Annotated in this window: 22 protein-coding genes; 1 reads left to right on the top strand and 21 read right to left on the bottom strand. The window is 72.2% G+C overall.

The window, feature by feature from the left end; genetic code table 11:
- Positions 1-93 precede the first annotated feature (93 nt).
- The 13 genes from GWK25_RS14285 to GWK25_RS14225 all read right to left on the bottom strand — a co-directional run bounded on the left by GWK25_RS14285 (position 94) and on the right by GWK25_RS14225 (position 14,588).
- On the bottom strand, positions 94-603 hold the full coding sequence (locus GWK25_RS14285) for an O-acetyl-ADP-ribose deacetylase (RefSeq protein ID WP_215450536.1): 510 nt from the start codon (positions 601-603) through the stop codon (positions 94-96).
- A 110-nt stretch (positions 604-713) separates the two neighbouring features.
- Positions 714-1,898: a cytochrome P450 gene (locus tag GWK25_RS14280; protein WP_215450534.1), complete on the bottom strand. Its 1,185-nt coding sequence runs from the start codon at positions 1,896-1,898 to the stop codon at positions 714-716.
- On the bottom strand, positions 1,895-3,295 hold the full coding sequence (locus GWK25_RS14275) for an alkaline phosphatase family protein (RefSeq protein WP_215450532.1): 1,401 nt from the start codon (positions 3,293-3,295) through the stop codon (positions 1,895-1,897). The genes GWK25_RS14280 and GWK25_RS14275 overlap by 4 nt, the downstream gene beginning before the upstream one ends.
- A gap of 103 nt (positions 3,296-3,398) precedes the next feature.
- Positions 3,399-4,622: a metabolite traffic protein EboE gene (gene eboE / locus GWK25_RS14270; RefSeq protein ID WP_215450530.1), complete on the bottom strand. Its 1,224-nt coding sequence runs from the start codon at positions 4,620-4,622 to the stop codon at positions 3,399-3,401.
- A 10-nt stretch (positions 4,623-4,632) separates the two neighbouring features.
- Positions 4,633-5,487: a TatD family hydrolase gene (locus GWK25_RS14265; protein WP_215450528.1), complete on the bottom strand. Its 855-nt coding sequence runs from the start codon at positions 5,485-5,487 to the stop codon at positions 4,633-4,635.
- A gap of 81 nt (positions 5,488-5,568) precedes the next feature.
- A complete protein-coding gene (locus tag GWK25_RS14260) occupies positions 5,569-6,384 on the bottom strand; it encodes an EboA domain-containing protein (RefSeq protein WP_215450527.1) in 816 nt (271 codons plus the stop codon).
- 143 nt (positions 6,385-6,527) lie between these two features.
- Positions 6,528-7,376 (bottom strand): sugar phosphate isomerase/epimerase, encoded by an 849-nt coding sequence (locus tag GWK25_RS14255; RefSeq protein WP_215450525.1) that lies wholly within the window; start codon positions 7,374-7,376, stop codon positions 6,528-6,530.
- A gap of 32 nt (positions 7,377-7,408) precedes the next feature.
- Positions 7,409-8,401, bottom strand: a complete 993-nt coding sequence (locus GWK25_RS14250; protein ID WP_251828862.1) for an SCO3242 family prenyltransferase — start codon at positions 8,399-8,401, stop codon at positions 7,409-7,411.
- 104 nt (positions 8,402-8,505) lie between these two features.
- Positions 8,506-9,918: an NAD(P)/FAD-dependent oxidoreductase gene (locus tag GWK25_RS14245; protein ID WP_215457372.1), complete on the bottom strand. Its 1,413-nt coding sequence runs from the start codon at positions 9,916-9,918 to the stop codon at positions 8,506-8,508.
- A gap of 185 nt (positions 9,919-10,103) precedes the next feature.
- Positions 10,104-10,949, bottom strand: a complete 846-nt coding sequence (locus tag GWK25_RS14240) for an inositol monophosphatase family protein (RefSeq protein ID WP_215450522.1) — start codon at positions 10,947-10,949, stop codon at positions 10,104-10,106.
- Positions 10,950-11,067: 118 nt separating this feature from the next.
- Entirely contained in the window at positions 11,068-12,930 is a 1,863-nt protein-coding gene (locus GWK25_RS14235; protein ID WP_215450521.1) for a gamma-glutamyltransferase family protein, read from the bottom strand.
- A gap of 64 nt (positions 12,931-12,994) precedes the next feature.
- On the bottom strand, positions 12,995-13,852 hold the full coding sequence (locus tag GWK25_RS14230; RefSeq protein WP_215450519.1) for a bifunctional 2-polyprenyl-6-hydroxyphenol methylase/3-demethylubiquinol 3-O-methyltransferase UbiG: 858 nt from the start codon (positions 13,850-13,852) through the stop codon (positions 12,995-12,997).
- A 40-nt stretch (positions 13,853-13,892) separates the two neighbouring features.
- Positions 13,893-14,588, bottom strand: coding sequence for a DUF4232 domain-containing protein (locus GWK25_RS14225; RefSeq protein WP_215450518.1), 696 nt, complete (start codon positions 14,586-14,588; stop codon positions 13,893-13,895).
- A gap of 191 nt (positions 14,589-14,779) precedes the next feature.
- Here GWK25_RS14225 and GWK25_RS14220 point away from each other — a divergent pair, with 191 nt between their 5' ends.
- Positions 14,780-15,451, top strand: coding sequence for a hypothetical protein (locus GWK25_RS14220; protein ID WP_215450516.1), 672 nt, complete (start codon positions 14,780-14,782; stop codon positions 15,449-15,451).
- A 42-nt stretch (positions 15,452-15,493) separates the two neighbouring features.
- On the opposite strand, the gene GWK25_RS14215 is transcribed toward GWK25_RS14220, so the two are convergent.
- The 8 genes from GWK25_RS14215 to GWK25_RS14180 form a co-directional block, all read right to left on the bottom strand.
- Complete coding sequence (locus GWK25_RS14215; protein WP_215450514.1) at positions 15,494-17,062, bottom strand: NCS1 family nucleobase:cation symporter-1; 1,569 nt, start codon at positions 17,060-17,062, stop codon at positions 15,494-15,496.
- A 232-nt stretch (positions 17,063-17,294) separates the two neighbouring features.
- On the bottom strand, positions 17,295-18,314 hold the full coding sequence (locus tag GWK25_RS14210; protein ID WP_215450512.1) for a TIGR03842 family LLM class F420-dependent oxidoreductase: 1,020 nt from the start codon (positions 18,312-18,314) through the stop codon (positions 17,295-17,297).
- Between the two features lie 11 nt (positions 18,315-18,325).
- Positions 18,326-19,729 (bottom strand): dihydropyrimidinase, encoded by a 1,404-nt coding sequence (gene hydA, locus GWK25_RS14205; protein WP_215450510.1) that lies wholly within the window; start codon positions 19,727-19,729, stop codon positions 18,326-18,328.
- Positions 19,730-19,823: 94 nt separating this feature from the next.
- The gene (locus tag GWK25_RS14200; RefSeq protein ID WP_215450508.1) at positions 19,824-20,666 is read right to left on the bottom strand and encodes a nitrilase-related carbon-nitrogen hydrolase; all 843 of its coding nucleotides are present in this window, start codon (positions 20,664-20,666) and stop codon (positions 19,824-19,826) included.
- 155 nt (positions 20,667-20,821) lie between these two features.
- Positions 20,822-22,399, bottom strand: a complete 1,578-nt coding sequence (locus GWK25_RS14195; protein ID WP_215450506.1) for a PucR family transcriptional regulator ligand-binding domain-containing protein — start codon at positions 22,397-22,399, stop codon at positions 20,822-20,824.
- Positions 22,400-22,430: 31 nt separating this feature from the next.
- Positions 22,431-23,717: an aspartate aminotransferase family protein gene (locus GWK25_RS14190; RefSeq protein ID WP_215450504.1), complete on the bottom strand. Its 1,287-nt coding sequence runs from the start codon at positions 23,715-23,717 to the stop codon at positions 22,431-22,433.
- A 62-nt stretch (positions 23,718-23,779) separates the two neighbouring features.
- A complete protein-coding gene (locus GWK25_RS14185) occupies positions 23,780-24,622 on the bottom strand; it encodes a nitrilase-related carbon-nitrogen hydrolase (protein WP_215450503.1) in 843 nt (280 codons plus the stop codon).
- 199 nt (positions 24,623-24,821) lie between these two features.
- Positions 24,822-26,315 carry a tetratricopeptide repeat protein gene (locus GWK25_RS14180; RefSeq protein WP_215450501.1) on the bottom strand — a complete coding sequence of 498 codons (1,494 nt, stop codon included), beginning with the start codon at positions 26,313-26,315 and terminating at the stop codon, positions 24,822-24,824.
- Positions 26,316-26,385: the final 70 nt, after the last annotated feature.

Below are 26,385 nucleotides of genomic sequence, written 5' to 3'. Positions count from 1 at the left end.
GCTCCGTACGACTCCGTTCGAGTCGCTCGCGCCGTTCGTCCGTCAGAGTGCGGGAGCGCGACACGCCGGGCCGCGTCCCGCTCCGCGCCGGTGTCAGCCCGCCTGTTCGGCGAACGCCTGGTAGGCCTCGTCGTCGAAGAGGACGAACCTGACCTCCTCGACCGAGGTCTCGGTGGCGCGGACCGTCTCCACGGCGATACGGGCGGCGTCCGCCATGGGCCAGCCGTAGATGCCGGCGGAGACGGCCGGGAAGGCGACGGTCCGGGCTCCCAACTCGTCGGCGACGCGGAGGGACTCGCGGTAGCAGGAGGCGAGCAGGGCGGAGCGGTCGAGGCTCTGGCTGTGGACCGGTCCGACGGTGTGGATGACCCACCGCGCGTCCAGGTCGCCCGCCGTGGTGGCGACGGCCTGGCCGGTGGGGAGACCCCTGCCGTACCGGGAGGCGCGGAGCACCCGGCAGTCGGCCAGGATCGCGGGACCGCCGCGCCGGTGGATGGCACCGTCCACTCCTCCCCCACCGAGGAGGGAGGAGTTCGCGGCGTTGACGATGGCGTCGACGGACTGCCGGGTGATGTCGCCCCGGACGAGGGTGATGGTCGTCATGCCCGCCTCTATACCAGCCGACGGGACACGCGGGCCCGCCATTTCCGGCGCCCTTCGTGGCACGCGGCACGCCTCCTTCGTGACGGGCGGCCCGCCTCGTGCGTGACGGCCTACCAGCCGACCGGCAGCGACCGCACCCCGTGGACCGTGGCCATCGTCAGCGCGAAGTCCTCCGGCGGTGCGGTCAGGCGCAGGCCCGGCAGACGGTCGAAGAGCGCGGGCAGGCCGACCTGGAGTTCCGCGCGGGCAAGGGACTGGCCGACGCACTGGTGCAGTCCGTGGCCGAAGGCCAGATGGCCTGAGGCACCACGGCGCACATCCAGGGTGTCGGGGTCGGCGAAGACGGACGGGTCGCGGTTGGCGGCCTGGAGCGCCACGACCACACCCTCGCCCGCGCGGATGCGGACACCGGCCACCTCCACATCCTCGGTGGCCACCCGGCGCAGTCCCGAGTGCGCGACGGTCAGATGACGCAGGAGTTCCTCCACGGCACCGGGCCACAGGGCGGGGTCCGCGCGCAGGGCGGCCAGTTGCGGGGGGTGGCGCAGCATGGCCACGACCGCCAGCGGGAACATGTTCGCGGTCGTCTCGTGTCCCGCCACCAGCAGCAGCGAGGCGATGCCGACGGCCTCGGGCGCGCTGATCTCGCCGGTCGCCACCCGGTCCCGTGCGAGCCGGGAGAGGAGGTCGTCGGCGGGCTCCCGCCCGCGCCGGTCGAGCAGCTCACCCAGGTAGGCGTGGAGGGCCTTGCGGGCGGCCATCATCTCGTCCGGCCCCGACGACAGACTGCTGAACGCTCTGGCCTGCCGCTGGAAGAAGTCGTGGTCCTCGTACGGCACGCCGAGCAGCTCGCAGATGGCGAGCGAGGGCAGCGGCAGGGCGTACGCCTCGACCAGGTCGGCGGTGGTGGCGCCGTCCGCCGTCATCGCGTCGAGCAGTTCGCCGCAGATCCGGGCGATCGCCGGCCTCAGCTGCTCGATGCGGCGGAAGGTGAAGTCGGGGATCAGGACGCGGCGCAGACGGGTGTGGTCGGGCGGGTCCATCATGAAGAACTGGCCCGGCGCGCGGGGCGGTGACTGGGGTCGGAAGCCGGGGAAGCCGTCGCGGGTCGCGTCGGCGCTGAAGCGGGGGTCGGCGAGGACCGCGCGGGCGTCCTCGTGCCGGGTGACCAGCCAGGGACTGTTGTCGCCCCAGATCGTCACCCGGCGGATCGGCTCCTCGGTACGCCACTTGGCGTACTCGGGCGAGGGGTCGAGCAGCGGGCGGAGGGTGGGGAGAGACGGGTGTGTGGTCATGCGCGGGGCTCCTTCTCCGACAGGCCCGCGAGGCCCAGCAGCAGGGACTTGATCTCGGTGGCGGCGTACGCCTCCCGGGCCGGCTCGCTCGTGGAGCACAGCAGGACGGGGCCGTCGTCGGGGTGGGCGGGGAGCCGGCCGTGGCTGCCGCTGACGCCGGCGGGGTTCAGCGGCACCGTGCTGATGCGGTAGCGCAGGCCCAGCTTCTTGCGGGCGACCTGGCCGATGGCGCGCAGCTTCACGGCGGGTACGGTCTCGTCGTAGAGCAGCTCGGCGGGGTCGTAGCCGGGCTTGCGGTGGATCTCGACCTGGCGGGCGAAGTCGGGGGCACGCTCGTCGTCGAGCCAGTAGTAGTACGTGAACCAGGCGTCCGGGTCGGCGACCACGACGAGTTCGCCGGAGCGTTCGTGGTCCAGGCCCTGCGCGGCCTTGCCCTCGGCGTCCAGCACCTGCTCCACGCCGTCGAGTTCGGCCAGCAGCTTGGCGACCTCCGCGGTGTCGGCCGGGTCCCGTACGTACACGTGGGCCACCTGGTGGTCGGCGACCGCGAAGGCGCGTGAGGTCCAGGGGTCGAGGTACTCCATGCCGTCCTGGGTGTGCACCTGGAGCAGTCCGGCCCGGCGCAGGGCGCGGTTGATGTCCACGGGGCGGGAGACGGGCGTGATGCCGTACTCGCTGAGCGCGACCACCGTGGCGCCCTCGCCCAGGAAGTGGTCGAGCAACGGGCGCAGCGCGTCGTCGAGTTCGCGTGCGGCGCGGATCGTGGCGGGTGAGTCCGGTCCGGATCGCTGGGGCTCGTAGTCGAGTTGGGGGAGATAGACGAGGGTGAGGTCCGGGTCGTGCTCGTCGAAGACCTGGCGGGCGGCGCCCAGGATCCACTGGGTGGAGGGCATGCCGGCGTTGGGGCCCCAGTAGGTGAACAGGGGGAACGGGCCGAGCCGGTCGGTGAGTTCGTCGTGCAGGGTCGGCGGCCAGGTGTAGCAGTCGGGTTCCTTGCGGCCGTCGGAGTAGTAGACCGGACGCGGGGTGACCGTGAGGTCGACGTCCGCGCCCATCGCGTACCACCAGCAGATGTTGGCGACCTTGTAGTCGGGGTCGGTCCTGCGGGCCGTCTCCCAGATCTTCTCCCCGCCGACCAGTGCGTTGTGCTGGCGCCACAGCAGCACCTCACCGAGGTCGCGGAAGTACCAGCCGTTGCCGACCGCGCCGTGCCCGGAGGGCGGTTCGCCGGTGAGGAACGTGGACTGGACCGTGCAGGTCACGGCGGGCAGGACGGGGTCGAGCCGGGCCCGGAAGCCGCGCTCGCCGAGGGCGGCCACGGCGGGCATGTGCGCGAGCAGCTTGGGGGTGAGACCGACGATGTCGAGAACGACGAGCCGGTTGGGTCGGGTACTCATCGTTGGTTCTCCTCGGTGCTGGTCCGCAGGTTCATCGCGGGTTCTCCTCGATGGTGGGCCGGGAGCCGGCCGGGGACTTCCCGGTGGGGCCGCGTCGTCCGGATCATCGCCGGTCGTCCTTGAGGCCGAGGCCGGTCAACCGGTCGCGGGCCCAGGCGAGTTCGGCAGCGATACCGCCGGGCAGGTCGGTGGGCGGATCGGGCAGGACGGACCAGGTGTAGGTCTCGACCTCGATGTGGTCGCAGTCGGCCGAGGCCCCGCCGAGGAGTCCCGCCAGCACCTGGCCCAGCTGGTCGGCGGTGGTGCGCAGCGGCGGTTCGGGGTCGGCGTGCAGCGGGGCGTGGAAGTGGACGCGCCAGGGGCCGGAGTCCGTGGGCAGGTCCCCGTCCAGGGCGTCCGGAAGATCGTCGACGCCCCGCACCTCCGGCTCCGCCCGGTCCGCCGTACGCGGCCCCTCTCCCGCCCGGATCAGCTCCTCGGCCTTCCGGTCCCACCGCGCCGCCGTGCGGGTCTGGTGCAGGAAGCGGGGCTCCGCGAGGCGGTGCAGGGCCGTGCGGGCGGCGGGGTCGGACGGGTCGGGGGCCTCGACCGCGCAGGACGCCTGGAGCTTGACGACCGGCAGCCCGGCCTCGGCCAGGCGGCGCAGGGCGGCGCCGGGGTCCTCGAACTGCACGGCGAGGTGGCAGGCGTCGAGGCAGACGCCGAGCCGTTCGGGATCGAGGCCGCGCAGTTCCCGTACGGCCTGGCCGGTGGTCTCCACCACGCAGCCGGGCTCCGGTTCGAAACCGACGCGGACACGGCGGCCGGTGTCCGACTCGACCGTGGCGAGGCCGGCGGTGAGCCGGTCCAGGGCGCGGCGGGCGGTGTCGGCGCGCTCCGGCGGCCACGGTGTGCGCCAGGCCAGCGGCAGGGTGGAGACGCTGCCGCGTTCCGCGTCGTCGGGCAGGAGCGCGGCGAGGACGCGGGCGCAGTCGAGGGTGTGCGTCAGGCGGGCCTCGTCCGCCCAGTCGGGCAGGTAGACGTCCTTCTTGACCACCTCGCGGTGGAACCCGGCGTAGGGGAAGGCGTTGAGGGTGACGGTCTCCAGGCCCCGGGCGTCGAGCTCGCTCTTCAGGCGCCGTAACTCGCCCGGTGCGGAGGTGAGCCGGGCGACCACGTCACGGGCGAGCCAGAGTCCGATGCCCAGCCGGTCCACGCCCAGGCGCTCCCGTACCGGTTCGGCGTGGTCGGCGAGCTGGGTGAGAACGCCGTCGAGGTCTTCGGCCTGGTGGACGTTGCTGCAGTAGCCGAGGTGGACGGTGGTGCCGTCCGGGTGCCGGAAGCGCATGGGGGTTCCCTCACTCCCCGCCGCGCCGGACGGAGTTGCCCTGGAAGCTCGACTCCTCGTCCGGCTTGGGATCGTCGAGGTCCAGCCGTCCGCTCTGGCCGTAGAAGGCGACCGGGTTGCGCCACAGCACCCGGTCCACGGTGTCGTCGTCGAACCCGGCGGCGAGCATGGCGTCGGCGGTCTTCCGGGTCTTGAGCGGGTCCGAACGACCCCAGTCGGCCGCCGAGTTGACGAGCACGCGCTCGGTGCCGTGCTCCTGGAGGATGGTCACCATGCGGTCCTCGCTCATCTTGGTCCGCGGGTAGATCGAGAACCCCGCCCAGCAGCCGCTGTCGAGGACCATGCCGACGGTCAGCTCGTTGAGGTGGTCGAGGACGACGAGTTCGGGGGCGATGCCCGACTCCCGTACGACGTCCAGGGTCCGGCGGGTGCCGGTGGCCTTGTCGCGGTGCGGGGTGTGCACGAGAGCCGGCAGTTCGTGCTCGATCGCGAGCTGGAGCTGGGTCGCGAGCGCCTCGTCCTCCTCCGGCGTCATGGAGTCGTAGCCGATCTCACCGACCGCGACCACCCGGTCCTTGGCGAGGTAGCGCGGCAGTTCGTCCAGTACGGGTCGGCAGCGCGGGTCGTTGGCCTCCTTGGGGTTGAGGGCGATCGTGCAGAAGTGCTGGATGCCGAACTGGGCGGCCCGGTAGGGCTCCCAGCCGAGCAGTCCGTCGAAGTAGTCGTAGAAGCTCTCGGGCGACGTGCGGGGCTGGCCCAGCCAGAACGCCGGCTCGACGACGGCGCGCACCCCGGCCGCGTGCATCGCCTCGTAGTCGTCGGTGGTGCGGGAGGTCATGTGGATGTGGGGGTCGAAGATGCGCACGGGCAGGCCTTTTCCTCGAGTGGTCCGGTGAGGCGCTCCGGCTGGGGGCCGGGGCGATGACGCTGTGCAGGTACGGCTCGGTCAAGGGAGGGCGGGGTGCGTGGGCGGGGTGGTGGCGAGTCCGTGGTCCCGGCGGAGCGCCGCAAGGGCCCGCTCGGCGGCTTCCCGGCGCTCGGGGGCCGCGGTACGCGTCTCGACGGTGAGTCGCTCGCCGAGCCGGTCGGCGGCGGGGAAGGGGCAGACGACGGGCCAGACGTCCGGCGGCACGTCACGGCCCGCGGCGACCCGCTCATGCGCGAAGTCGGCCAGCATCCGGGCGAGTTCGGCGTCCGCGCGGGCGGGGAGCCCGTCGATCCCGGCCAGGGGGATCTCGTGGAACACACACTTCAACACCGCCTGCCGGTACTCGTCATCCGGCAGCCGGGCGGCCCCGTACGGGCCGAGGGCGGCCTCGATGATGCCGCTGTCGTTGCCCCGCAGGGCCTCACGGACGAGCGGCAGCGCGAGGTCGCCGAGGGGTTCCCGACGAGCGTCACCGCCGTCCGGGGCGTCGAGCAGCGGCAGGGCCCGCAGGATCGCCCGCTGTTCGGCGGGGTCGCCGTGGCGGTACAGGCCCGCGAGTTCGTCGGCGAGCAACTGCCCGCCCAGTGGCAGCGCGGCGAGCAGGACGGCGCGGGCGACCTCGTCGACGGTCCGGCGCGCGTCCAGCCGCGCACGTCCGCAGTGTCTGCGGGCGGCGGGGAACAGCGCGCGTACGGCGGCGGGGCGCTCGGTGACACGGGCCACGGCCTCGTCGAGCCAGGCGCGGGCGGCCCGGTCCAGAGGGTGGCGGGCGAGGAGAGTGCGGGGGTCGGTGGATTCGGCCGCCCCGGAGGACGGCATACCGGTGGACACCATGACGGAACAACCTCCGGTGGAGTGGAGGACGTGGAAGGTGGGGGACCTGAGGGGTGAGTGACGTCAGGGGTGAAGGACGCGGGAGGTGAGGGACGTGAGGGGTGGCGAGGTGGGGTCGGGCGGATTCCGGCGAGGTGGCCGGGTCAGGCCGTCGCCGCGCGCAGGAAGTCGAGCGAGCGACGGGCCACGTCGGGGGCGTCGAGGGAACCGCCCTGGATCTCCACGGAGACCAGTCCGCGGTGGTCGAGGTCCTGGAGGGCGGCGAGCACGGGCGGGAAGTCGATCTCCCCGGTGCCGAATTCGAGATGCTGGTGGACACCCCGCCGCATGTCCTCGATCTGCACGTTCAGCAGACGCGGGGCCGCGAGGCGGACGCACTCCAGGACGGTCCGGTCCTCCACGCAGTGCGCGTGCCCGATGTCGAGCGTGATACCGAACAGCTCGTGCCCACCGACCAGTTCGGCGAGTTCGAGGCATCGCTCCACGGTGTCGACGAACATGTAGGGCTCGGGTTCGAAGGCCAGCGAGACGCCGTACTCCTCCGCGGTCTCCAGGACGGTCTCGACGCCCGCCGCGAGCCGTTTCCACGCGTCCCGCTCCGGGAGCCCCTCGTCCGGCGCGGGGCCGCTGCACAGGTGGACGGTGGGCGAGCCGAGGTCGGCCGCGACGCGCACGGCCCGTCGCAGCAGGTCGACCCTGCGCTCGGCCCCGTCCGCCATGAGGGTCGGGTGGTGCTTGCCCCAGGGGTCGAGGAGGTAGGGCGCGCCGGTCTCCACGGTGACGTCGAGTCCGTACCGGGCCAGGTCCCGGGCGACGGCGGCCACCCGCCTGGGCAGGTCGTCCGCGTACGGGTCGAGGTGGCCGTGGTCGAGGGTGAGGGCGACGCCGTCGTAGCCGAGGTCGGCGAGGACCGCGAGCACGTCGCTCAGCCGGTGGTTGGTGAAGCCGTTGGTGCCGTAGCCGAATCTGAGGGCGGTGGGGGGCGGGGTCATACCGGCTCTTCTCCTGCGGAGGTGCGCGCTGCTCAGGTGGGGGATATGCGCCGGGCGAGCCGTCGCGCGAGGGGGTGGACGACGCCGAGGGCCGCCGCCGCTGCCGTGGCTCCGCTGCGGGCGGTCAACGCGGCCTGCAGGGGCATCAGTCCGAGGATGCCGGCCCCGACGGCCCGTCGGACGTTATCGCCCGAGGGTTCCCGTACGGCACGGGCCTGCGCCGCTCCGTAGCTGCCGAGGTAGGCGAGGGCGCCCGCGGTCACCACGCCGGCCCGGGCGGCGGCGGTGGTGCCGGCGCGCCCCCTGAGTCGCCCGGCACGCCAGGCGAGCGCCGTGCGGGCGGCCGGGAGTGCCGTGGCGAGGGCGGTGGTGGTGGAGGCGGCGAGGGTCGCGGCCGGCAGCCGGGCGGGGGCGCCCGAGATCTCGTGGCGGCTGAGGGCGGTCAGGGTGTAGGTGTGGGCGCCGACCAGCGCGGCGGGGACGGCGCCGCGCAGCAGGGCGGTCCCGGTCCGGGTCGTGCGGCCCGGTCCGCGTCCGGTGGTGAGCGCACCCGCGAGGACGTCGAGGGCGCGCGCGGAGGCCATGGCGGCCGGGCCGGCCGGGGTGGACTTGAGCTTCAGGTCGTAGGCCCAGACGGCGGCGGCCAGCGGAAGAGCTCCCAGCAGGCTCCGGCGGCCCCCCGAGGCGGCGGCGAGCGCGAGGCCCCCGGCGGTCAGGGTGCCGGCGACGGCGAGGGCGGTGCGGCGCGGGACACGGCCGGACGGGACGGGGCGCTCGGGGCGCTCGACGGCGTCGACCGTGGCGTCGGCGTAGTCGTTGAGGGCCATGCCGGCCCAGTAGAGGCAGACGGACGAACCCATCACGCCGACCGTCCGCACACCTAACGGGTGTCCCGCGGCGGCTGCGCCCGCGAGGACGTCACCGGGGACGCTCAACGCGGCCGGGGCCCGGACGAGTTGTGCGAGGTCGGCGAGGCTCACGGCAGGCCACGAGCGGGAGCCCGGTAACGCTCTCCGATCTTTCATGGCGGCAACTTACCCATGCGACTTGAACATGCGCATGGAGAAAGTGTGAAGACCTTTGTCGGCTCGTGATGTTGGCCGTGGCTTTACCGAACGCGCCGGTGGACTCAGGGTTCCTGCCGCAGTCTCCGCCAGACCGCCTTGGCCGCGTTGTGGCCCGACATGCCGTGCACCCCGGGTCCCGGCGGGGTCGCGGAGGAGCAGATGAACACGGCAGGGTGCGGGGTGCCGTACGGGCGGAGCGAGAGCCTCGGGCGCAGCAGCAGTTGGAGGCCGGAGGCGGCGCCACAGGCGATGTCGCCGCCCACGTAGTTCGCGTTGTGCGCGGCGAGTTCGGGCGGGCCGGCGGTGGCGCGGGCGAGCACACGGTCGCGGAAACCCGGGGCGAAACGCTCCAGTTGACGCTCGACGGCGTCCGTCAGGTCGCCCGTCCAGCCGTTGGGGACGTGGCCGTAGGCCCAGAAGACGTGCTTGCCCTCGGGGGCCCTGCCGGGGTCCACCAGGCTGGGCTGCACGGTGATCAGGAAGGGCCGGTCGGGCGCACGGCCCTGCCGGGAGGCCGCGTCGAGCGCCGCGCCGATCTCGGCCCTGCTCGCCCCGACCTGCACGGTACCGGCGAGGCGTGCCTCCTCGGCGGTCCACGGCACGGGGCCGTCCAGGGCGTAGTCGAGCTTGAAGACGCTCGCGCCGTAGCGGTACGCGTCGTAGTGGCCGCCGAAGCCCGCGATCCGGGCCAGCGCGGTGGGTGAGGTGTCGAAGACGTAGGCGCGGGCCGGCGGCAGGTCGTCGAGGCGTTTGACCTCGTAGTCGGTGTGGACGGTGCCGCCGAGGTCCTTCAGGTAGGCGGCGAGCGCGTCGGAGATGGCCTGCGAGCCTCCCCGGGCGACCGGCCAGCCGGCGGCGTGCGCGGCCAGGGCGAAGACCAGGCCGACGGCGCCGGTGGCGAGGCCGCCGAGCGGGGCGATGACATGGGCGACGAGTCCGGCGAAGAGCGCCTGTGCCTTCTCGTCCTTGAAGCGGCGCATCAGCCAGGTCGAGGGCGGCAGGCCGACGAGGCCGAAGCGGGCGAGAGCGACCGGGTCGCGGGGCAGCGCGGACAGCGGCAGCGACATGAAGTCCCGGGCGAGCGTGTCCCACTTGGGCAGGAAGGGCTCGACCAGTCGGCGGTACGCGCCCGCGTCACGCGGCCCGAACGAGGCGGCCGTCTCCCCCACCGAGCGGGACAGCACGGCCGCCGAGCCGTCGAGGAAGGGGTGCGCCATCGGGAGGTCGGCGTGCAGCCACTCCAGGCCGTAGCGGTGGAGCGGCATCGCCTTGAACGCGGGCGAGTTGACGCCGAGCGGATGGGCGGCCGAGCAGGGGTCGTGGTGGAAGCCTGGCAGGGTCAGCTCCGCGGTGCGGGCGCCCCCTCCCACGGTGTCCTTCGCCTCGAAAAGGGCCACGGAGAAGCCGCGGCGGGCCAGCTCCACGGCGGCTGTCAGGCCGTTCGGCCCCGCCCCCACCACCACCGCGTCGAGCATCGACGGCACGTCCGGACCCTTTCGTCGTCGTCGGCCGATGACCACCAGGCCGTGCCGACGGGCTCCCGCCGACGGCAACACCTGCGCTCAGGATATGCCGCGGCACCGACAGCACCGGTCAGGGGTGACCCACGCCCGGCCGACTCTCACCCCGGACCGCGCGCCGTCGTCCCGCGTCCCTCCGTTCAGGCTCCGGCCGCCAGCAGATCCGCCACGCGGCGGGCCGTGGCCGCGTCCCGGGCCGCGGTGAACGGCAGGGTGTTGCCGCCCGTGATGCGGAAGGGCTCGCCGGCCAGGGTGAGGTGGGCGCCGCCCGCCTCCTCGACCAGCAGGAGGCCGGCCGCGTGGTCCCATGCCGCTTCCCAGCTGAAGGCGACCGCGTCCAAGTGGCCCCGGGCGATGGCGAGGTACTCCAGCCCGGCCGAGCCGCAGGAACGCGGGGACACCCCGTCGGTCCACAGGCCGAGCAGGGCCCGCTTCTGGTCCTCGGTGGTGTAGTCCGGGTGGGAGGTGGCTATGTCGAGGTCGCGGCCGGGGTCGGGCGCACCGGCCCGCAGCGGCTCACCGTCGAGCGTGGCCCCCCGGCCGCGGATCGCCACGGCGAGCCGGTCGAGCGCGGGGGCGTACGTCCAGGAGGCGAGCAGGACCCCACCCTGCGCGAGGGCGACCAGGGTGCAGAACCCGGGCTCGCCGCGCACGAACTGCCGGGTGCCGTCCACCGGGTCGACGATCCAGACCGGTGCCTGCTCCTGGAGCGCCTCGTACGACGCGGGATCGGCGTGCACCGCCTCCTCGCCCACCACGACCGATCCGGGCAGCAGCGCGGGGAGGGCCTCCGTGAGGTACGCCTCGGCCTTGCGGTCGGCGTCGGTCACCAGGTCGTGCGGTCCGCTCTTCTGGTCGACCTCGTGCGCGGCGAGCTGCCGGAAGCGCGGCATGATCTCCGTGGCGGCGGCCTTGCGGATCGCTTCCTCGACGTCCGAGGCGTGTCGGGCGAGAAACTCGTCGATGGTTTCGTTGGCTTCGATCATGCCTCCATGACAGCACGCGGCACTGACAATCCCCACCCGTTCGGCGTATTCGGCATGGAATCACCGTGAATTCCCGGTGCCGACCGGAGCCCCCGGAAACGGGAGGATTCGTCCTGGCTCAGCGCCCGACCGCGTACCCCTGCATGCCGCGCGGGTTCGCCGCCGCCGACAGCACCCCGGTCTCCGGGTCGCGTGCGACCGCGCACAGCCGGCCCTCGGACCACGCCTCGCCGACGACGACGTCATGGCCGCGTCGGCGCAGTTCCTCGACGACCGCCGGAGGGGTCCGGGACTCGACGGTGACGCTGCCGGGGCGCATGCCGCGCGGGTAGAACGAGCCGGGGAAACTGTCGTTGTGCCAGTTCGGGGCGTCGATCGCGCCCTGGAGGTCGAGGCCGCCGCGCACGTGCGGACGGAGGGCGACGGCGAGGAAGAAGTGCAGCTGCCACTGGTCCTGCTGGTCGCCGCCGGGCGTGCCGAAGGCCATGACGGGCACCCCGTCGCGCAGCGCGAGCGACGGGGTGAGCGTGGTGCGTGGGCGCCGGCCCGGCGTCAGGGAGTTGGGCAGGCCCTCGTCCAGCCAGGCCATCTGCAGCCGGGTGCCGAGCGGGAACCCCAGCTCGGGCACCACGGGGTTGGACTGCAGCCAGCCGCCGCTGGGCGTGGCCGCGACCATGTTGCCCCAGCGGTCGACGACGTCGAGGTGGCAGGTGTCGCCCCGGGTGCCGCCGTCCGCCGCGACCTCCGGCTCCCCCGGCACCGGCGACCGGGGGCTCTTGGCCACGGTGGGCTCCCCGACGCCCCCGAGCCCGCTTGCGACCGTGGGCTCGCCCACGCCCAGCGCGTTGAAGCCCGGCTCCTCGGTGGCCACCACGCGCGCGTGCGCGCTCAGTCGCGGGCTGCGGCCGCCCGGGGCGCCCGGCAGCAGGTCGTACGACGCCGTGTCGCCGACGAGCGCCCGCCGCGCGGCGTTGTACTCGTCGGACAGCAGCTCGGCGAGCGGCACCGGCGCCGCGTCCCCGTACCAGGCCTCCCGGTCCGCCATGGCGAGCTTGCAGCCCTCGACGAGGAGGTGCACGTACTCGGCGGACCCGTACGGGGGCAGGTCGCGCGGCAGCAGGGCGAGTTGCTGGAGGAGGACCGGGCCCTGGCTCCAGGGGCCCGCCTTGCACAGGGTCCAGCCGTTCCAGTCGTACGTCGCCGGTGCCTCGTAGCTCGCGGACCAGGCGGCCAGGTCGGCCATGGTGAGCGTGCCGGTGTGCCGCTCGCCGCTGGTGTCGAGGGTGGGCCGGCCGGCCTGGCGGACGAGGGCCTCGGCGACGAAGCCGGCACGCCACACCGCGCGCGCCGCCTCGATCCGGGCCTCCCGGTCCCCGGCCCCCTCGACCTCGGCGAGCAGCCGCCGCCAGGTCGCGGCCAGGGCGGGGTTGCGGAACAGTTCGCCGGGCCGGGGCGCCCGCCCGCCCGGCAGGTACACGTCCGCCGACGACAGCCACTCCTTCTCGAAGAGGTCCCGCACGGACTCGACGGTCGCCCCCAGGTTCTCCACGGGCGCGTGTCCGTCCTCGGCGTAGCCGATGGCGTACTTCAGGACGTCGGCGAGGTCCTTGGTGCCGTGGTCGCGCAGGAGGAGCATCCACGCGTCGAAGGCGCCCGGCACGGCTGCCGCCAGGGGGCCGGTGCCGGGGACGAGTTCGAGGCCGAGCCCCCGGTAGTGCGCGGCGGACGCCCCGGCGGGTGCCACGCCCTGTCCGCACAGCACCCGGACCTCGCCGCCGGCCGGGGCGAGGAGGATGGGCACCTCGCCCGCCGGGCCGTTGAGATGGGGTTCGACGACGTGCAGGACGAAGCCCGCCGCCACGGCCGCGTCGAACGCGTTGCCGCCGTCCTCCAGCACGGCCATCGCCGACTGCGAGGCGAGCCAGTGCGTGGAGGACACCATGCCGAAGGTCCCCTGGAGCGTCGGTCGAGTGGTGAACACGGGCGGACTCCTCACTGCGCGACGGGCGTTCGGTGATCGTACGCAGCGGGCGGCGCACCGCGGCTCAGCCGTGGCCGCCCTCCAGGTCTTCTCCCGGCCTCCGCCCCACGGTCAGCACATGTCCGCTCGCCCCCAGCAGCGACGGCTCCGCCTCGATGCGCCGGGTCGCCGCCAGTACGGCCTCTCGGCGTTCCGGGTCGTCCAGCCACTCCTCCACCCCGCCCATCAGCCAGGCGACGCCCTCGACGCCGTACTGTCCGTCGGGCGCGAGACCGGCCTCGGCGAATTCGCCCGGCACGTCGGCAGGATCGGCGAAGTAGGCGGTGGTGAAGTCGGGGTCCGCCGGCGAGTACCGGTGCCTGCCGTGATCCGACACGGCGTCGGTGCGCTCGCGGCGCTCCGGAATGAAGTAGTTCCCCTGCCTGAGGCTGTCGTTGAGGCCGGCGAAGCGGTTGATCGTGGCCGCGACCACCACACCGCCCGGCCGCACCGCGCGCCGGGCCTCGGCCAACGCCCGCACCCGGTCGGGTCGTTCGGGCAGGTGGTAGAGCGGACCGAGGAGCAGCACGACGTCGTGGGCGGCGTCCTCGGCGGGCAGCGCGCGGGCGTCCCCGAGCCGGGCGGTGACCCCGGGCAGCCGCCCGGATCGTTCCACGTGCATCGGAACGGGGTCGACGACCTCGACCCGGTGCCCGTCCCCGGCGAGCCACTCGGCGTGGATCCCCGTACCGCCACCGACGTCGAGCACGCGCGCGGGCGCCCCGGGCAGCAGTCGGCGCAGAAGGTCCCGGGTGCGCCAGAACTCCAGGCGGCCGACGCCCTCCCGAAGACGGGTGAGCTCTCCTCCGCGCTCGTAGTAGGCGAGGATCTCCCCGGGCAGGGAGGGGAGTTGGGGCTCGGTGTCGTACGGTGACCGGCTCATGGTGTCAGCGTGCTGATCGGGACGGCGGACTCGCAACCGGTTAAGAACCGGGGGCGAATTTCGTCCAGGCCGTCGTGCCGAGGCGGCCCGTGTTGCCGAGGTCGAGTCCGCCGTCGGGAGTGAGGACCTCGGCGGGGCGGCCGGGGAGCGGGGCGATGCGCAGGGTGGGGGCGTTCACGGCCGGTGCGTCCGCCTCGGTGACCGTGTTCCGCCAGACCAGTGTGGTCCCGGCGGACTCGCCCGGTTCCAGGGTGACTTGATGCGCACCGAGGTCGGGGACGGCCGTGGTGACGTCCTGGGGGCCCTGGAGGACACGTACGTCGTCGTAGGGCTCGCCTTCCGTGTCGAGCAGCTGGATCGAGGGGTAGCCCTTGACGGTGTACGTCTTCTCGCCGCAGTTGGTGAGGGTCACGCCCATCGCCCGCAACCCCATCGCCGCGTCCACGAGGCCGGGCAGCATACGCACCCCGGAGCTCGGGCAGACGGCCGTCGTGTCGGGCGAGGCGTCCCCCGTAGGATCCGCTCCCGACTCGGCCTCCGCCGCATCGGGCGGCACCGAGAGACCCGGTCCTCCTGGGGTTTCCGTCCCCGCCGACGAGGCCGCGGCCGTGCGCCCGGCACGGTCCGGGTCGCGCTCGCGGTCGAGTTCCTCGGAGAGTCCGCAGCCGCCGACGGCCAGGGTCAGCGCCACCGCCACGAGCGCGCGGGAGGCCGTACGGCCGCGTATCGGGATCATGGTCCGATCCTGACATGGACGGGGGTGCGGAGGCCGTGACTCCGCGCGGGACTTCGTGCCTCCGCACACGCGGGACCCTGTCACCGGGTATGCACGGAGCGAGTTCGCACTTTCGTCCCACAGGCAGTCGTGTGACACTGGCGTACCCCACCGCCCGGCGGTACCGCCGCCTCGACCCCGAGAAGTGCGCTGTGCGTGATCTCCCTCTGCCGCTCGCCCTCACCGCGCGACTGATGCCGGTCGCCGTACTCGCCGTCGCGGGCTGGGCGTTGTCGTCCGGTCCGCTGTCCGCGAGCCCGGCCGGGGAGGACACCGCGCGGGACACGGCGTCGGGCCCCGTCTCGGCCGACGAGTCCGCGCCGTCGACGGCGACGGTGACCAAGACGTACGAGAAGGCGCCCTCACCCTGCTCCGGCGTCACGGAAAAAACAGTCAAATCACTTGTTCCCGGCGCGAAGGCGGCCGGCAAGGAGATCGCGTCGACCAACGAGTCCGTGCGCCGCACCTGCTCATGGAACGCGCTCAAGGGCTTCGACTACCGCTGGCTGGACGTCTCGTACGAGGTCCAGCAATCGGACGACAAGGCCGAAAGCGCCTATCGGACGCGCACCACGGAGAAGAGTGGCGGCGGCGCCGTGCCCGGTCTCGGCGACGAGGCGTACTCCGTGGTGAACCTCACCACGGAGGACAAGCAGCAGACCCGTGAGGGTGTGGTGTACGTCCGGATGTCCAACGCCCTGGTGGTCGTCACCTACAACGGCAGCGACTTCGAGTCACGCAAGGCGCCCGGCACGGACGAGATCAACAAGGGTGCCATCAAGGCGGCGAAGGAAGCGGCGGCCGTGCTGGAGGACTCCCAGTAGGGCGTCTCCCCGGCGCCGGCCGCCGCCGCGAGCACGGGCCCGTCAGACGGAGACCCGCTCCTTGTCGGTCCGGGCCTTCTCCCGCTCACCGGCCATCAGCAGCACGTACAGCAGCATCGACGCGCCGAGGCCCACCGCCCAGCCGTAGTCGGCGAGGGGCTTGAGGAACGGGATCAGGCCGTCGTGCGGGAACGGCCCCGAGGAGACACCGTCCTCGGAGACGGTCGAGTACGAGCCGCCGACCGCGAGCACTCCGCCGACCACGAAGGCCGCTATGGCCCGCCAGTTCCAGCCGGAGGAGTACCAGTAGCGTCCCCCCGGCGTGTACAGGTCCGCCAGGTGCAGGACGGTACGGCGGACGATCCAGTAGTCGGCGATGAGGATGCCGGCGACGGTGCCGAGCAGACCGCCGACCACACCGAGCCAGGTGAAGATGTAGAACTCGGGCGTGGAGATCAGCTTCCACGGGAAGATCAGGATGCCGACGACACCCGTGATGAGCGCGCCCGTACGGAAGTTGATGAGCTTCGGGGCGAGGTTCGCCAGGTCGTACGCCGGTGAGACCACGTTGGCCGCGATGTTCACGGAGATGGTGGCGACGAGCACCGTGATGAGGGCGAAGAGGAGCCCGAAGACGTTGTCGGCCTTGGCCGCCAGCGTGACCGGGTCCCAGATGGCCTCGCCGTAGACGACCTCGGAGCCGGAGGTGACCAGGACGGCGAGGATCGCGAAGAGCGTCATCGTGGTCGGCAGGCCGAGGGACTGGCCCCAGGTCTGCGCCTTCTGACTGGCACCGAAACGGGTGAAGTCAGGGATGTTCAGGGACAAAGTAGCCCAGAAGCCGATCATTCCCATCAACGAGGGGAAGAAGACCGGCCAGAAGTCGGGGCCCCAGCCGAGCTTGGAGGGCTGGTCGAGCAGCGCGCCGAAGCCGTCGGCCTTGACCGCGATCCAGACCAGCAGCACGAGCGCGCCGACGATCACGAAGGGCGCGGCCCAGTTCTCGAAGTGCCGCAGGAAGTCCATGCCGCGGTAGATGATCGCTATCTGCAGGGCCCAGAAGAGGATGAAGCAGAGCCACAGCGGCCAGGGATTGCCCGCGATCTTCCCCGCGCTCTCCCACTCACCGCCGGTGAGCTTGGAGCCGAGCGCGAATATCCCGGAGCCGCCGATCCAGGTCTGGATGCCGAACCAGCCGCAGGCCACGGCGGCCCGGATCATCGCAGGGATGTTGGCGCCGCGCAGCCCGAAGGAGGCGCGGGCGAGCACCGGGAAGGGGATGCCGTACTTGGGGCCGGCGTGCCCGGTGGCCAGCATCGGCAGCAGCACGATGACGTTGGCCAGGGCGATGGTGAAGACGGCCTGCTTCCAGTCCATGCCGAGGGCAACCAGGCCGGAGGCCAGGGTCCAGCTGGGGATGCAGTGGGCCATGGAGATCCACAGCGCCGCGAAGTTGTACGTCGTCCACTTGCGCTCGGAGACGGGTACGGGGCGCAGGTCCTCGTTGGCGAAGGGGCTTTCGGCGGGGAAGGCCCCGGGTGCCAGCTCGATCCGGCCGGAGGGGTCGGCGGACTGGGCTGTCGGCGACCCCGTGGGTGCTATGTCGGTCATGGGCAGGCCAATCAGGGAGGCGGGACGGGAAGAAAGGCCGTGCGGAGGCCTTGGGCCCTGCCCTTCCGGGACGGCGGAAGGGCAGGAGACAAGGTGTGGGGGTCTCGGGGGGAGGTCGGGGGGCGGAGGAGTGGATCGGAGCGGTTGATTCCGCTTGCCGGGGTGGCCGGATTCTTGCAGTCGGCGGGTCGATCCGGGAAGCCAGGTCGGCCGTGACCGCAGAGAAGCCGGTCTAGCCGTTGACCGCCGGGATGACCGTCGAGCCGTAGGTGTCGATCACCCTCTCCTGCGCGTCGTGCATGTCGTAGACGGCGAACTGGTCCACGCCGAGGGCCCTCAGCGCGTTCAGCTTCTCGATGTGCATGGCGGGGGTGCCGATGACGCAGAAGCGGTCCACGATCTCGTCGGGCACGAACTGGGTGTCCGGATTGTCGGCGCGGCCGTGGTGGGAGTAGTCGTACCCCTCGCGCGCCTTGATGTAGTCCGTCAGCTCCTCCGGTACGGCCGCGGAGTGTTCGCCGTACTTGGACACCAGGTCGGCGACGTGGTTGCCGACCATCCCGCCGAACCAGCGGCACTGTTCGCGGGCGTGGGCCAGCGCCTCGGGCGAGTCGTCCTCGGTGACGTACGCGGGCGCGGCCACGCAGACCTTCACCTCGGACGGGTCGCGTCCGGCGGCCACGGCCGCGTCCTTGACCGCCTTGACCATGTACTCGGTGAGGTACAGGTCGGAGAGCTGGAGGATGAAACCGTCGGCCTCCTCACCGGTCATCTTCAAAGCCTTGGGGCCGTACGCGGCCATCCAGACCGGGAGTTCGGCGCCCTCCTTGATCCAGGGGAAGCTGATGACCGTACCGCCGAGGTCCGCCTCTCCCCCGCTGCCCAGCGACCGGATGACCTTCATCGCCTCGCTGATCCGGGCCAGCGTGTTGGGCTTGCGGCCCGCGACCCGCATCGCCGAGTCACCGCGGCCGATGCCGCAGACCGTGCGGTTGCCGAACATGTCGTTGAGCGTGGCGAAGGTCGAGGCGGTGACCTCCCAGGTGCGGGTGCCCGGGTTGGTGACCATCGGGCCGACCGTCAGTTTCGTGGTGCCGGCCAGGATCTGGCTGTAGATGACGAACGGCTCCTGCCACAGCACGGCGGAGTCGAAGGTCCAGCCGTACGTGAAGCCGTTGTCCTCGGCGCGTTTCATCAGCTCGATGACGCGCGAAGCCGGCGGGTCGGTCTGCAGGACGAGTCCGAAGTCCATCTGCTCCACTCCTAGTTGAGGTACTGACAGGTGGAGCGGGGGGTGTACGTGCCGTGCCCGGCGTGCCCGGTGTACTCCCGCTCGGTGATGACGAGTTCGCCGCGCGAGAGGACCGTCTCGACCCGGCCGGTGGTGCGCTTGCCCTCGTACGCCGAGTAGTCGACGTTCATGTGGTGGGTCTCGGCGGACATGACCTGCTCGGCGTGCGGGTCGTAGATGACGATGTCGGCGTCCGCGCCCGGCGCGATCGTGCCCTTCTTCGGGTACATGCCGAACATCCGGGCCGGGGTCGCGCAGGCGATCTCGATCCAGCGGCGACGCGAGATGTGCCCCTCGACGACCGCCTGGTGCAGCAGGTCCATCCGGTTCTCGACGCCCGGGAGGCCGTTGGGGATCTTGGAGAAGTCGCCGCGGCCGAGCTCCTTCTGGCCGACGAAGCAGAAGGGGCAGTGGTCCGTGGAGACCACCTGGAGGTCGTTGGTGCGCAGGCCCTGCCAGAGCTTGGCCTGGTGCTCGCGCGGCCGCAGGGGCGTGCTGCACACGTACTTGGAGCCCTCGAAGTCCGGCTCCGCGAGGTTGTCCGTGGACAGGAACAGATACTGCGGGCAGGTCTCGCCGAAGACGTTGAGCCCCTCGTCCCGTGCGCGGGCCAGCTCGGCGACTGCCTCCATCGCCGAGACGTGCACGACGTACAGGGGGGCGCCCGCGACCTGGGCGAGCTTGATGGCGCGGTGGGTGGCCTCGGCTTCGAGGAGGGCCTTGCGGACCTCGCCGTGGTAGCGGGGGTCCGTCTCGCCGCGGGCCAGGGCCTGCTCCACCAGCACGTCGATCGCGATGCCGTTCTCCGCGTGCATCATGATCAGGCCGCCGTTCTCGGCGGAGCGCTGCATGGCGCGCAGGATCTGGCCGTCGTCGCTGTAGAAGACGCCCGGGTAGGCCATGAACTGCTTGAACGACGTGACGCCCTCCTGCACCAGCAGGTCCATCTCCTTGAGCGTCTCCTGGTTCACGTCCGAGACGATCATGTGGAAGCCGTAGTCGATCGCGCAGTTGCCCTCCGCCTTGGCGTGCCAGGCGTCGAGGCCCTCGCGGAGGGTGTGGCCGACGCTCTGCACGGCGAAGTCGACGATCGTGGTCGTACCGCCCCACGCGGCGGCCCGGGTGCCGGTCTCGAAGGTGTCGGAGGCGAAGGTTCCGCCGAAGGGGAGTTCCATGTGGGTGTGGGCGTCCACACCGCCCGGGACGACGTACTTGCCGGTGGCGTCGAGGGTGCGGTCCGCCGTCCAGGCGTCGGCGATCGTGCTTCCGCTCGCCGCGAGTGCGACGACTCGGCCGTCCTCGATCAGGACGTCGGCGTGGATCTCGTCCGAGGCTGTGATGACGAGACCGCCGCGGATGACTGTACGGCCGCTCATTCGGTCACGCTCCGTTCGGTTGTCGGGACAGTGCCGGTCGTTCGTGGCTGGTCGCGCAGTGCCCCGCGCCCCTTCAGGGCGCGGGGAGGCTTCGCTACGGCGCCGTCAGCGGGCCGTACGCGTCCGGGCGGCGGTCGCGGAAGAACTGCCAGCGGTCGCGGACCTCGCGGAGCTTGGCCAGGTCCAGGTCGCGGACGACGAGTTCGGTCTCCTTGTCGCTGGCCACCTCGCCGACGAACTGGGCCTCGGGGTCCACGAAGTAGGAGGTGCCGTAGAAGTCGTTGTCGCCGAGTTCCTCGACGCCCACCCGGTTGATGGCGCCGATGAAGTACTCGTTGGCGACGGCCGACGCCGGCTGCTCCAGCTGCCAGAGGTAGCGGGACAGGCCGCGCGAGGTGGCCGACGGGTTGAAGACGATCTCGGCGCCACCGAGGCCCAGCGCACGCCAGCCCTCCGGGAAGTGCCGGTCGTAGCAGATGTAGACGCCGATCCTGCCCACGGCGGTGTCGAAGACGGGCCAGCCGGCGTTGCCCGGGCGGAAGTAGAACTTCTCCCAGAATCCGGGGACTTGAGGGATGTGGTGCTTGCGGTACTTGCCGAGGTACTTGCCGTCCGCGTCGATCACGGCGGCGGTGTTGTAGAGGACCCCCGGCTGCTCCTCCTCGTACATCGGCAGCACGAGAACCAGGCCGAGTTCCTTGGCGAGCGCCTGGAAGCGCTTGACGATCGGGCCGTCGGGGACAGCCTCCGCGTACTCGTAGAACGCCTTGTCCTGGACCTGGCAGAAGTAGGGCCCGTAGAACAGCTCCTGGAAGCACATGACCTGCGCGCCCTGGGCCGCCGCGTCGCGGGCCGCCTGCTCGTGGACCTGGATCATCGACTCCTTGTCTCCGGTCCAGGCCGTCTGGAAGATGGCTGCGCGGATGACTCTGCTCATCGGGACCTCCGGTCACTCGGTGTGCAGCGAGAGTAGGAAGTCCGGGAAGCCGGTTTGAGTTGCACGGTGTCACGTCTGCGGGCCTTCTCCGTTCCACCGTGTCACCTCTTCGTGGGCGCATGTTTCACCGCTGTTTTCGCAGGTCCCGGCATGTTTCAGCCCTGTTGCGCGTCGTGCGCGAGGAGGGCGATGTGGACGGAGGCGGCCTGTTCGAAGTCGTCGAGGTCCACACCGAGGCGGGCCTCTATGGCTTCCAGCCGGCGGTACAGCGCGGGCCGGCTCACATGGTGCAGCTGCGCGGTGTGCGACTTGTTCCGGCCGGTCGCCAGATAGGTCCGCAGCACGGGCAGGAGATCCTGTTCGACGTGTCCGTCACCGCACAGCAGCCCGTCCAACTCCCGCTCGGCGAAGGCCTGGACGTGCGGGTCGTCGCGCAGCAGCCGGATCAGGCCGCGCAGATGGACGTCGCGCAGACGTACGACGACGGGGAGGTCCAGCCCGGTCGTGGCGGACTGGGCGACGGCGTCGGCCACGTGCCGGGCCTCCCGCAGCCCGCCCGGCACGTCCTCCCACGTGGTGCGGGCCTCCGCGGCGGCCACGACCGACGTCCGCACCCCGGACTCCGACCGCAGCCGGGCCGCGAAGTGCGCGGTGAGCGCGGTCGCGTCCTGGTCCCGGGCCAGACTGAGGAGTACGGCGGTGACCCCCTCCGCGAGTTCGGCGACGAGCCCGGGGAGCCCCAACATGCGCAACACGCGGTCGAGTTGGGCCGGGTCACCGTCGGCGACGACGAGCGGCACGAAGGTACGGCGATTGACGGGCAGCCCTGCCGCCCGCGCCCTGGGCAGCAGTTGCCGGGCCGGTACGACCCCGGAGACGAGGTCCGTCAGCAGGCTCTGCGCGGACTGCTCCTCCCAGGAGTGCGCGGCGCCGCCGAGCATCCGGTGGAGCACGAGCGCCTCGGCGGCCCGGTCGGCGAGCAGCCGGCCGGTGGCGACGTCGCCCCGGTAGCCGCACAGCACGATCTGGCCCCAGCGTTCCCCGCGCCCGCCCAGTTCGGCCCGGACCCAGCCGTCGCCCTGGGTGCCGCCCGCCTGGCGGGAGATGCGTTCCCAGTCGCGCAGCACGTCGTCGACCGCCGACCGCTCCCCGGCCGTGGCGAGGACCCGGTGGGCCAGGTTGGTGAGGACGAGCGGACAGCCCGCGTGCTGGGCGATCTCGTCGAGCAGCTGTTGCAGCGGGGCGCCCGCGGTGATGAGCCCGGTCAGGGTGGTGCGGACGGCCTCGGACAGGCTCACGGCCGCGAACTTCCGCCGGACGAGCCGGGACTGGACCTCCTCGGTCAGGTCGGCGAAGGGGAACGGCCGGTGCAGCACGACCATGGGCAGACCGCACCGCTCCGCCGCCCTCCGCATCACGTCGGGCGGCGTCGGGAAGGCCCGCCCGAGGCCGAGGACCACCGCGGCGGCCTCGGCCCGGTACAGCGAGCGGATGTACTCGGCCTGTGCGTCCTCGTCGCCGGCGAGCAGGACCCCGGTGGTGAGGACCATCTCGCCGCCGCTGAGCATCACGCCGACGTCGGGCGCCTCGGCCACGTGCACCCAGCGCACGGGCCGGTCGAGCTGTCCGGCCCCGGCCACCACCTCGGGCTCTCCGGCGAGGACCCGGTCCAGGGCGAGGACCTGGCGTACCGACAGGGCGGGTTCCGGAGCGGTGGCCGAGGTGGTGGTCATGGCGGGGTTCCTCAGATCTGTTCCTCTGGTGCTACTGGATGCTCCTCAGAGCCCGTTCGAGGGCGTCGGCGCCTTCCTCTGCCTCGGCGACGGTCAGCGACAGCGGGGGCGCGACGCGCAGCGCGCTGGTGTTGTGCCCGCCGCCCTTGCCGATCAGCAGCCCCTCCCGGCGGGCGGCCTCCAGGACGGCGGACGCGGCCTCGGGGTTGGCCTCGTCGGTGCCGGGCTTCACCAGCTCGATGCCGATCATGAGGCCCCGGCCGCGTACCTCCTTGACCGCCGGGATCTGCGCGGTGATCGCTCGCAGCCGCTCGATGAGCAGCCCGCCGACGCGGCGTGCGTTGCCCTGGAGGTCGTGCTCGATGAGGTAGTTGAGGTTGGCGAGGCCGGCGGCCATGGTGATCTGGGTGCCGCCGAAGGTCGAGATCGAGTTGCTGTCCAGGCAGTTCATGACCTCGGACCGGGCGACGACACCGCCGATGGACATGCCGTTGCCGATGCCCTTGGCGAAGGTCAGGATGTCCGGCGGCCCGTTCTGGCCGTGCGCCTGCCAGCCCCAGAAGTTGTCGCCGGTGCGGCCCCAGCCGGTCTGCACCTCGTCGGCGATCCACAGCACGCCGTGCCGCTGCAGCACCTCGCGGAAGGCCGCGTACAGGCCGTCCGGCGGTGAGGTGAAGCCGCCGACGCCCTGGATCGGTTCGGCGATCAGCGCGGCCGGCGGCCGGCCGTGACCGAGCAGGTCCTCCAGGTCGGCGACGCAGGCGGTGATGAAGTCGGCGTCGCTCAGGTCGGCGTACGGGCCGCGGGTGCGGACGCCGCCGTGCACGTACAGCGTCTGGAGCGGGGACAGCGAGGTCGGGGACCAGCCCTTGTTGCCGGTGATGCCGACCGCGCTGAAGGAGCGGCCGTGGTAGCTGTTGCGCATCGCCAGGATCTGGTTGCTGCCGCGGTACGTGGTGGCCAGCATCAGGGCGGTGTCGTTGGCCTCGGTGCCGGAGGTGGTGAAGAAGACACGGGCGTCCGGGATGCCGGACATCTGCGCGATCCGCTCGGCGAGTTCGACCATCGGCCGGTTGAGGTAGAGCGTCGAGGAGTGGACGATCCGCCCGGCCTGCTCGCTCACCGCCTTGGTGACCTCGGGCAGGGCGTGCGCCGTCATCGTGGTGAGGATGCCGCCGAAGAAGTCGAGGTACCTGGTGCCGGCGGCGTCCCAGACGTGGCGCCCCTCGCCGTGGGTGATCTCCAGCGGGTCCGCGTAGTAGAGCGCGAGCCAGTCGGGCAGTACGGCCTTGTGGCGTCCGAGCAGTTCGTCGGTCACGGCTGCACCACTCCTTTCACTGCTGTACGGGTTCTGCGAGTCTCACGGCGTACGTGCCCACGTCAGGGCTGTACGAGTCCTTCGTACGCGTCGGGCCGGCGGTCCCGGTAGAACGCCCACTGCTGTCGTACGTCCTCGATGAGGTCGAAGTCGAGGTCCCGGACGACGAGTTCCTCGCCCTGGTCGCTCGCGACCTCGCCCACGAACTTGCCGCGCGGGTCCACGAAGTAGGAGGTGCCGTAGAAGTCGTTGTCCCCGTACTCCTCCCGCCCGACGCGGTTGATCGCGGCGACGAAGTACTCGTTGGCGACGGCCGCGGCCGGCTGTTCCAGCTGCCAGAGGTGGGCGGAGAGGCCGCGGTGGGTGGCCGACGGGTTGTAGACGAGCTGGGCGCCGTTCAGACCGAGCTGGCGCCAGCCCTCCGGGAAGTGGCGGTCGTAGCAGATGTACACGCCCACCTTGCCGACGGCCGTCTCGAACACCGGCCAGCCGAGGTTCCCGGGCTTGAAGTAGTACTTCTCCCAGAATCCCTTGACCTGGGGGATGTGGTGCTTGCGGTACTTGCCCAGGTAGGTGCCGTCGGCGTCGATGACCGCCGCGGTGTTGTAGTAGAACCCGGACTGCTCGACCTCGAAGACGGGGACGACGATCACCATGCCGGTCTCGCGGGCCAGCTCCCGCATACGGGCCACGGTGGGGCCGTCGGGCACGGGTTCCGCCCAGGCGTAGTGCTCCGGTTCCTGGACCTGGCAGAAGTAGGGCGCGTTGAAGACTTCCTGGAAGCCGATCACCTTCGCGCCCTGCCGGGCCGCCTCGCGGGCGTGCTCGATGTGCTTGTCGACCATGGACGCGGTGTCTCCGGTCCAGGTCGCCTGGACCAGGGCGGCGCGTACGACGTTGGCCATGTCAGCTGCTCCTTCGACAGGGACGTCAGAGAGCCTCTACGCCCGTAGAAGCAGGCCGTAGAGGCTTGAAACTAAGCCCCGTCGACGGGCTGGGCAAGACCATCGTCGTCAACCGGCCGAGTCGATCACGTTTCGCACTCCAGTGGGTGATTACGCCTGCGTTTCACGCCTGGAACCGACCGCATCGGCGGGGGTGGGGTCAGGTGAGGCCCTGGACTCGCAGGGCGTGGGTGACGTCTCGGTGGCGTTCCTTCGAGACGCCGCGCGCCGCCGCCAGGACGAGGGGCGCGAGCCGTCGAGGATGGGCCTCCACGCTCCGCGCCGCCTCCTCCGGCGTACGCACGCGCACATAGACGTCGAGCAGCGCACGCGCCTCCCGATCACGCCCCTGCGCGACGAAGCCGAGCACCGCCTCGCCGATCTCCTCGGCGGGCCGCGTGACACCCTGCCGCAGCATCTGCTCCCCGTCCGCGGCGCGACCGACCGCGTTCAGGGCGTCCGCGACCGCGACCAGCCGGTCGGCGGGCAAGGACCCGGCCTCCCACAGCAGGGTCGCCCAGTCGGCGTCCAGCCCCGCGCGGTGCAACTCGGCCGCGAGCAACGGGAAACGGGCGGCGGGCCAGTGCGCGACCTCCACGAGGAGGGCGTGCGCCTCCCCGCTGCGGCCCTCCCGGCGCAACCGCACCAGGTGCTGCACGGTCCCGGCGACCTCCTGCCGCGCCTCGTCGTCCAGCGCCTGACGCGCCGGCGGCTGCGTCGGCGCCACCGCCTCGGCCGGCTCCCCCACCCCGGCGTACCGGGCCCCCCGGGGAGCCCGCCCCTTGCGGCCCCCGCTCGGCGCGGCCTTGGGCTCGGCCACGGGCGGTGCCTCCTCGACCTCCACCGCCCCGGCGAAACGGGCACCCCCTCGGGGGCGGCGCTTGGCACGCTGCTTGGTCGGCGCGGGGGCGGGCGCGCGGGACTCCTGGGCGGGGGACTCCTGGACGGTGAATTCCGGGGCGTGGTCTCGGGGGTAGGGATCGGGCTCGGATTCGGGGGCCGGGGCCGGTGTGGCAGCGGGGGTGGGTTCAGGCGTGAACGCGGGCCGACGGTCGTCCGCCCGGTCTCCCGCCTCCGGTACGCGGCGGACGTCCCCGACGGCATGCTCCTCGACGCGCGCCGCGCCCCGCACGGGGTGGTGCGGGGCGCGGCGGTCGGCGTCCTCGATGCGGGTGCGCAGTTCCGTGCAGCGGGCGCTGGCGCGTTCATGGTCGTCGTGGGCCCAGGCCAGGTCCAGGCGGAGGGAGTCTGCCTCCTCCCGGCTGGTGGCCGCCTGGAGCCTGCGGGTCAGGTCGGCGGTGCGGTCGGCGGCGTAGCGCTGTTCGCGGAGCATGACGTCGAGCCGGTCGCCGAGGGCTTCACGGCCGCCGGGCCGGGAGTCGTACGCGGCGAGCGAGGCGCGGTGCAGCGCGCGGGCCCGCTGGGTCTCCTGGGCAGCCGCGGCGGGCCCGTACACCGTGTCGAGGTCGTGCATCAGCGCCTCCACGACGTCCCAGGGCGGCACTTCCAGACCGTCCAGGCAGGCGCGCATGCCCTCGGGGTCCCGCTGCCAGAAGACGGCGCACCAACCGGCGCCCTGGTCGAGCTTGGTCATCAGCTTGTTCAGGTATCCCGCGAACTCCCGCACCTGACCCGGGAGTTGATCCACAGCCATCGCATACTCCCCGGCCGACTGGAGTGCTCCGGTCCGCAAGAAAACACCAGTGGTGTTACAGATGGGCTAC

The organism is Streptomyces sp. ATCC 21386 (assembly GCF_018728545.1).
Lineage (GTDB): Bacteria > Actinomycetota > Actinomycetes > Streptomycetales > Streptomycetaceae > Streptomyces.
The sequence above is the reverse complement of the archived record's forward strand: the minus strand, read 5'-3'. Positions and strand labels throughout refer to the sequence as shown.